Raw genomic sequence first — 7,084 nt, forward strand, 5'->3', positions numbered from 1 at the left:
GCGTTCAAGGCGCGGACTTACAGTCCGATTTCCTGCCAGAGACGGTCGACACGCGCCTTCACGGCCGCATCCATCTCGATCGGGCGACCCCATTCGCGGGTCGTCTCGCCCGGCCACTTGTTGGTCGCGTCGAGCCCCATCTTCGAGCCGAGGCCCGCGACGGGCGACGCGAAATCGAGATAGTCGATCGGCGTCCTGTCGACCATCACGGTGTCGCGCACGGGGTCGACGCGCGTCGTGATCGCCCAGATCACCTCGTTCCAGTCGCGGATGTTGACGTCCTCGTCGACGACCACGATGAACTTCGTATACATGAACTGCCGCAGGAAACTCCACACGCCGAACATCACGCGCTTCGCATGGCCGGCGTAGCTCTTCTTCATCTGGACGATGGCCATCCGGTAGCTGCAGCCTTCCGGCGGCAGGTAGAAGTCGGTGATCTCGGTGAACTGCTTCTGCAGCAGCGGCACGAACACCTCGTTGAGCGCGACGCCGAGCACGGCCGGCTCGTCGGGCGGTTTGCCCGTATAGGTCGAGTGATAGATCGCGTCGCGGCGCATCGTGATCCGCTCGACGGTGAACACCGGGAACCATTCCTGCTCGTTGTAGTAGCCGGTGTGGTCGCCGTACGGGCCTTCGAGCGCGTGTTCGTATGCGGCGGCCGCGTTGCCGGCCGGCCGCGGCGGTGCGCCGGCCGGGGCAGGGGCGGGTGTGCCTTCCTGCGGATGGATGAAGCCTTCGAGCACGATCTCCGCGCGGGCGGGCACCTGCAGCGTATCGACGCCGGGCGTCAGGCACTTCGCGAGCTCGGTGCGGCTGCCGCGCAGCAGGCCGGCGAACTGATACTCGGACAGTGAATCGGGCACGGGCGTCACCGCGCCGAGTGTCGTGGCCGGATCGGCGCCGAGCACGACCGCGACCGGATACGGCTTGCCGGGGTTCTTCAGCGCGAATTCGCGGAAGTCCAGCGCACCGCCGCGATGCGCGAGCCAGCGCATGATCAGCTTGTTGCGGCCGATCAGTTGCTGGCGGTAGATGCCGAGGTTCTGGCGTGGCTTGTTCGGCCCGCGCGTGACCGTGAGGCCCCACGTGACGAGCGGCCCTGCGTCGCCGGGCCAGCAGGTCTGGATCGGCAGCTTGTTCAGGTCGACGTCGGCACCTTCCCAGACGATCTCCTGGCACGGCGGCGACGACACCGATTTCGGCGCCATGTCCCATACGGCCTTCGCGAGCGACAGCAGCTTGCCGGCGTCCTTCAGGCTCTTCGGCGGATCCGGCTCCTTCAGCGCGGACAGCAGCCGCCCGAGGTCGCGCAGCGAGCCGAGCGCGGCGTCGTCGCCCGCATCGACACCCATCCCGAGCGCCACGCGGCGCGGTGTGCCGAACAGGTTGCCGAGCACCGGGAACGCATTGCCGGGCGGCGCTGCGAACAGCAGCGCCGGGCCGCCGGCGCGCAGGACGCGGTCGCACAGTTCGGTCATTTCGAGCACGGGCGACACGGGCTGCGTGACGCGCCGCAGCTCGCCGAGCGCCTCGAGGCGCTGGATGAAATCGCGTAAGTCTTTGTATTTCATGAAGAAGGTCCGAGCCACCCGCAAGGCGGGCAGCGATGGGCGGGCGCAGCGGCCGGCTGCGGCCCCGAATCGACCGACGATTTTACCCGGGCGGCCGCTCGCACGCCCGGCGGAGAAAAAAGTCGACGGCGCGCAGAGCCCCTACGGCAGCGGGCTTGCGATCTGAAGGGCGATTCAAAATTACTTTTTGTTATGATTTTGAGGTTTTATAGTGTTGACGATCTATAAAACCCTGCTAGAATCCGCTCACATTGGTTGCAGGGTAAAAGGCTTCGAGCCGCCAATCACCGATCTTTGACGCAGCGCGTCACCGTCCGCCGAAACCTGCACGGCGTATTCGACGGCCTTTGTCGTAGTCCCAGCCAGCGCCACGAGACGCTGGTTTTTTTGCGTGGGTGCCACCGCGTATGCCCGCCTCGCCCAATGTGCGAAGGTGCCGGCCCTCTTACACCGTGGCCTCGAACGGTACTTATACCGTTTCCCCGATGCTTGCGCGTCCCAACCAAGGCGTGCGGCGTCGTGATTCCGCGGCGCGTTTTCCGTCTCGCCATCGAGCTGAGCGAGCCGCACGAGTCATGTTCATGGGAGATGATCTGAATGAACGCTTGGTTATCGTGGCGTCCTAGTGAGCAGCATGCACAAATCGTGCGCAACATGCTGCGTCGCGGGACGCGTGTCAGTCACCATCTATTCAGCGTTGTCGGCTGTCTCGCTGTCGCGGTCGCACTTGCCCTGTGGTTGCTGCCGACCGTGCGCGGGAATCTCGCCGCGAAGCTGATGCCGGTCGTATCCGCGGCCGTGCAGGCCGGTCCGGCCCGTCTGCTGACCGGCCATCCGCTGCCGAACTTCGCGCCTGCTGGCGCGCAGCCGCAGCAGGAAGACGCCCCGGAAACGGATGCGCTCGCCGTCGGTCTCGACGTCACGCCGGAAACCGCCGCGCAGAACGATGCGTCCGATCCGTCCCGTAGCGGCCCGTCGCCCGTCGCGCTGGCGAAACTGATCCCGACCCAGCGGGTCCCGGCCGATGCGCGCGACGATCGTGCGCTCGCGTCGAACCGCGAACAGGCGCTCGTCGCCACCTACCTGTCGCGCCGTTACAGGGTCGCGCAGGAGCCGCTCGGCCAGCTCGTCAAGGCTGCGTTCCAGACCGGCCGCGACGTCGGCCTCGATCCGCTGCTGCTGCTGTCCGTGATGGCGATCGAATCGGGCTTCAACCCGTACGCGGAAAGCGGTGTTGGCGCGCAAGGCCTGATGCAGGTCATGTCGAAGGTTCATTCCGACAAGTTCGAGTATTTCGGCGGCACGGACACCGCGCTGCAACCGCTCGCGAACCTGCAGGTCGGCGCGCTCGTGCTGAAGGACTGCATCGCCCGCGGCGGCTCGCTCGCGAACGGGCTGCGTCTGTACAACGGCTCGACCAACCCGGACGACACCGCCTACGGCTCGAAGGTCATGGCCGAGCGCGGCCGCCTGCGCGATGTCGCGCATGGCCGCAGCGTGCCGGTCAATGCGCCGCAGGCGCCGGCCCAGCCGTCGAAGCCGATCGTGACCGCGGCCGTGACGGCAGCAGCCGGCGGCGCCAAGCGCGTGCATGCGACGCTCGACGGCGCGCAGCCGATCACCGCGAAAGCGGCTGCCGCGCCGAAGGGCGCACCGCAGCAGGACGACGCAAGCGTCGACACCGCGAAGCAGTCGCACGGCGACCACTCGGAACTCGGCGCGTAACGTCCCGCGGCTCCGGCCAGACTCCAGCAAAAAGGCACCCGATTCGGGTGCCTTTTTCTTTTTTTGCGCGGGGCAACGGCCGGTGTGGCGGCCGGGAAAGCGGATCGGCGGTCAGTGCTGGCCGAACAGTGCCGCGAGCCGCTCGACGGCCTCTTCGAGGCGCGAGTAGGCGGTCGCATAGGACAGCCGGATATAGTCGCGCGGCGCATGCACGCCGAAATCCATGCCCGGCACCAGCACGACGCCCGCATCGTGCAGCATCGCGTGCGTGAGCGCCGCGCTGTCGCCGGCCGCGGGATGGGCGACGCCACCGCAGTGCGCATATACGTAGAACGCGCCGTCCGGCATCACGGGCACCGTGAAGCCGAGCTTCTCGAGCGCTGGCGCGATGAAATCGCGGCGACGCTTGAATTCGAGGCGGCGCGCCTCGTAGATGTCGAGTGTTGCCGGTTCGAAGCATGCGAGCGCCGCGTGCTGCGCGAGCGCGGACGGACAGATGAACAGGTTCTGCGACAGCTTTTCGAAGGTGCCGACGAGCGCGGGCGGCACGACGAGCCAGCCGAGCCGCCAGCCGGTCATGCTGAAGTACTTCGAGAAGCTGTTCACGGTGACGACATCGTCGCCGAACGACAGCGCCGACACGGGCGCCGCGTCGTAGCTGAGCCCCTGGTAGATTTCGTCGACGATCGTGAAGCCGCCGCGTGCGCGCACGGCTTCGACGATCCGCTTCAGTTCGTCCGGCTCGAGCGACGTGCCGGTCGGGTTCGACGGTGACGCGAGCAGCACGCCGCGCGTGTGGCTGCCCCAGCGCGTGCGGACGTCGTCCGCGGTGAGCTGGAAGCGCACTTCCGGGCTGCTCGGCACGAGCACCGGCCGACCTTCGGCCGCCGCGACGAAGTGCCGGTTGCACGGATACGACGGGTCGGGCATCAGCACCTCGTCGTCACGGCCGACCAGCGCGAGGCACGCGAGCAGCAGCGCTGCGGAGGCGCCGGCCGTCACGACGATCCGCTCGGGGCTGATCGTGAGGCCGTAGGCGCGCGCATAGTGCGCGGCGATCGCTTCACGCAGCGGCGCGATGCCGAGCGCGCTCGTGTACTGCGTGACGCCGCGGCGCAACGCGGCCGCGGCCGCCTCGACGACGGGCTCCGGCGCGGTGAAATCCGGTTCGCCGATGCCCATGTGGATAACATCGCGCCCGGAGGACTCGAGCCGCTGTGCCTCCTTCATCAATTCCATCACGTAGAAGGGCTGGATCGCGTCGACGCGTGCGGCGAGCGTGACGAGCGAATCGGCGGTGGTATTCATCGGTCGGGCGGGGCGGGGGAGAGAATGAAAAACGGGCGCTTGCGCGCCCGTGGACAAACAAACGGTATCAGCCGTTGCGGCGCGCCTGCGTTTCGGCGGGGCGCAGCTTCGCGGCGAGCTTGTCGAGCACGCCGTTGACGTACTTGTAGCCGTCGGAGCCGCCGAACGTCTTCGCGAGTTCGACCGCTTCGTTGATGATCACACGGTACGGCGTTTCGACATGGTGAGTGAGCTCGAACGTCGCGATCAGCAGCACCGCACGTTCGACCGGAGACAACTGGTCGATCGGGCGGTCGAGCGACGGCGTCAGCGCTTCGACGAGCGTCGCGTGCTCGCGGATCACGCCGTGCAGGATGGCTTCGAGCAGTTCCTTGTCAGCCTTGTCGTAACCGAGCGCGCCGCGCAGCTGCGCGTCGATCTCGCCGGAGGCCGCGTTCGACAGCAGCCACTGATACAGGCCCTGCGTCGCCAGCTCGCGCGATTGTCGGCGGGCGCTCTTCTTCATGCGCGCTCCTCTTCGTCTTCTTCCTCTTCGTCGTCCTCGTCGTCGTCGCCGAGCTGGTCGAGTGCCATCGTCAGGTTGGCCATCTCGACTGCGACGCGCGCGGCGTCACGACCCTTTTCGGTCATGCGCGCGACGGCCTGCTCGTCGTTTTCGGTCGTCAGGACCGCGTTGGCGATCGGCAGGTTGAAGTCGAGGCCGATGCGGGTGATGCCCGCGCCGCTTTCGTTCGACACGAGTTCGAAGTGGTACGTCTCGCCACGGATCACCGCGCCGAGCGCGATCAGCGCGTCGAACTGGCCGCTTTCCGCGAGTTTCTGCAGCGCGAGCGGGATTTCCAGTGCGCCGGGCACCGATACGAGCAGCACATCTTCACCGGAGACGCCGAGGCGCTCGAGTTCCTCGACGCACGCATCGGCGAGGCCGTTGCAGACGGGTTCGTTGAAGCGGGATTGCACGATGCCGATACGCAGGCCGTCGCCTTCGAGATTCGGTTGGTATTGTCCGATTTCCATGATCTGGTCCGTGGTGTGGATGAACGGTTATAGGGCGAAAGCGTCGTGGCGGGTTACGCGTGGGACGCCGGGCAGGACTTGGCTTCGCCGCCGGGCATCGGAATGAAGCCCGTGACTTCGAGGCCGTAGCCGGACATGCTGCCCAGCTTGCGCGGATTCGACAGCACCTGCATCTTGCTGACGCCGACATCGCGCAGGATCTGCGCGCCGATGCCGAACGTCTTGAAATCGACCGGCCGGCGCTTCAGCGCAGCGGCCTTTTCTTCCTCGTCGAACGCCTTGAAGACGTCGATCAGATGTTCCTTCGTGTCGCCGCAGTTGAGCAGCACGATCACGCCGAGGTCGCGTTCCGCGATCTCGCGCATCGCCGCGTCGAGCGTCCACGAGTGCGTCGAGATGCTCGTCTCGAGCAGATCGAGGACCGACAGCGGCTCGTGCACGCGCACGGGCGTATCGACGTCGGGCGACGGCGTGCCGCGCACCAGCGCGATGTGCGGCGAGCCGCTCGGCTGGTCGCGGTACAGCACCGCGCGGAACGTGCCGTGCGCGGTCTGCATCGTGCGCTCGGCGATCCGCTCGATGATCGATTCGGTGCGGCTGCGATAGTGGATCAGGTCGGCGATCGTGCCGATCTTCAGACCGTGTTCCTTCGCGAATTCGATCAGGTCGGGCAGGCGCGCCATCGTGCCGTCGTCCTTGATGATCTCGCAGATCACCGCGGCCGGCGTGAGGCCCGCGAGCGCGGTGAAGTCGCAGCCGGCCTCGGTGTGGCCGGCGCGCACGAGCACGCCGCCCGGCTGCGCCATGATCGGGAACACGTGCCCCGGCTGCACGATGTGCTCGGGGCGGACGTCGTGCGCGACCGCCGTGGCGATCGTGTGCGCGCGGTCGGCGGCCGAGATGCCGGTCGTCACGCCTTCGGCCGCTTCGATGCTGACCGTGAACGCGGTGCCGTACTGCGTGCCGTTGCGGTAGGTCATCAGCGGCAGGTGCAGCTGCTTGCAGCGTTCCTGCGTCAACGTCAGACAAACGAGGCCGCGGCCGTACTTGGCCATGAAGTTGATCGCTTCCGGCGTGACGAATTCGGCGGCGATCACGAGGTCGCCTTCGTTTTCGCGGTCTTCTTCGTCGACCAGGATCACCATCCGGCCGGCTTTCAACTCCGCGATGATGTCGAGCGTGGAGGCGAGCGTCATAAGGGGGCGAGAAAGAGGAAAGTGCGTATTTTACGCCAGCCGGGCGACGTTTCGGCTGGCACCGGCTGCGCGCGGCCGGCGAGCGCGCGGGAAAGCGGTGCGACCGGCCGTCGGGCCGGGCCTGCCCGGGCCGTCGCGGCCCGCCCGAAGACGGGCCACCGCAGGCCGGCCGAGCCCCGGCCGTGCGTCACGCTTGTTCGTTACGGCCGCCGAGGTAATCGAGCTTGCCAAGTTCGACGCCGCTGTGGCGCAGGATGTCGTATG

General features: G+C 67.2%; 7 protein-coding genes. 1 reads left to right on the forward strand and 6 read right to left on the reverse strand.

What is annotated here, in order from left to right; translation table 11 throughout:
• Positions 1-17: 17 nt before the first annotated feature.
• Positions 18-1,574: a UbiD family decarboxylase gene (locus tag DIE11_RS33930; protein WP_124629664.1), complete on the reverse strand. Its 1,557-nt coding sequence runs from the start codon at positions 1,572-1,574 to the stop codon at positions 18-20.
• A gap of 597 nt (positions 1,575-2,171) precedes the next feature.
• Between DIE11_RS33930 and DIE11_RS33935 the strand changes: the two genes are divergently transcribed.
• Positions 2,172-3,299 carry a lytic transglycosylase domain-containing protein gene (locus DIE11_RS33935; RefSeq protein WP_124629665.1) on the forward strand — a complete coding sequence of 376 codons (1,128 nt, stop codon included), beginning with the start codon at positions 2,172-2,174 and terminating at the stop codon, positions 3,297-3,299.
• A gap of 111 nt (positions 3,300-3,410) precedes the next feature.
• Here the strand turns inward: DIE11_RS33935 and DIE11_RS33940 are convergent, their stop codons facing one another.
• The 5 genes from DIE11_RS33940 to DIE11_RS33960 form a co-directional block, all read right to left on the reverse strand.
• Positions 3,411-4,607 carry a pyridoxal phosphate-dependent aminotransferase gene (locus tag DIE11_RS33940; protein WP_124629666.1) on the reverse strand — a complete coding sequence of 399 codons (1,197 nt, stop codon included), beginning with the start codon at positions 4,605-4,607 and terminating at the stop codon, positions 3,411-3,413.
• 67 nt (positions 4,608-4,674) lie between these two features.
• The gene (gene nusB / locus DIE11_RS33945) at positions 4,675-5,112 is read right to left on the reverse strand and encodes a transcription antitermination factor NusB (protein WP_059605377.1); all 438 of its coding nucleotides are present in this window, start codon (positions 5,110-5,112) and stop codon (positions 4,675-4,677) included.
• Entirely contained in the window at positions 5,109-5,624 is a 516-nt protein-coding gene (gene ribH, locus DIE11_RS33950; protein WP_059680803.1) for a 6,7-dimethyl-8-ribityllumazine synthase, read from the reverse strand. The genes nusB and ribH overlap by 4 nt, the downstream gene beginning before the upstream one ends.
• 53 nt (positions 5,625-5,677) lie before the next feature.
• Complete coding sequence (gene ribBA, locus DIE11_RS33955) at positions 5,678-6,820, reverse strand: bifunctional 3,4-dihydroxy-2-butanone-4-phosphate synthase/GTP cyclohydrolase II (RefSeq protein ID WP_059605371.1); 1,143 nt, start codon at positions 6,818-6,820, stop codon at positions 5,678-5,680.
• A 187-nt stretch (positions 6,821-7,007) separates the two neighbouring features.
• The coding region (locus tag DIE11_RS33960) for a DUF1993 family protein (protein WP_124629667.1) at positions 7,008-7,084 on the reverse strand (77 nt) is incomplete at its 5' end.

Source organism: Burkholderia sp. Bp9012 (genome assembly GCF_003853825.1).
Classification (GTDB): Bacteria; Pseudomonadota; Gammaproteobacteria; order Burkholderiales; family Burkholderiaceae; genus Burkholderia; species Burkholderia diffusa.